Source organism: Streptomyces sp. DH12 (assembly GCF_020873895.1).
Classification (GTDB): Bacteria; Actinomycetota; Actinomycetes; order Streptomycetales; family Streptomycetaceae; genus Streptomyces.
Genome location: NZ_JAHWGT010001581.1, coordinates 1 through 397, shown reverse-complemented (window position 1 = coordinate 397; position 397 = coordinate 1). Strand labels below are relative to the sequence as shown.

The window sequence follows — 397 nt, the reverse complement described above, 5'->3', positions numbered from 1 at the left end:
GACGAGCTCGGCCTGGACTGACCGGCCCCGCCGACCACAGGGCGGACGGCGGGATGGACGTTCCGGCCGAGTCTGGAAGGATGTGACCGACAATGACGTCGCATCCAAGGTTCCAGGTCAGGGCCGACAGTACGCAGCACCCCACACCGCACTCTTAAGGAGCGGACAGATGCCCATCGCAACTCCCGAGGTCTACAACGAGATGCTCGACCGGGCGAAGGCAGGCAAGTTCGCCTACCCGGCCATCAACGTCACCTCGTCCCAGACCCTGCACGCGGCTCTGCGCGGCTTCGCCGAGGCGGAGAGCGACGGCATCGTGCAGATCTCCACGGGCGGTGCCGAGTTCCTGGGCGGCCAGCACAGCAAGGACATGGTGACCGGTGCCGTCGCGCTCGCC

General features: G+C 67.3%; 1 protein-coding gene. It reads left to right on the top strand.

Annotated elements, in window-relative coordinates:
* Positions 1-169: 169 nt before the first annotated feature.
* On the top strand, positions 170-397 hold a 228-nt coding region (locus LPA54_RS41185; RefSeq protein WP_228985505.1), incomplete at its 3' end, for a class II fructose-bisphosphate aldolase.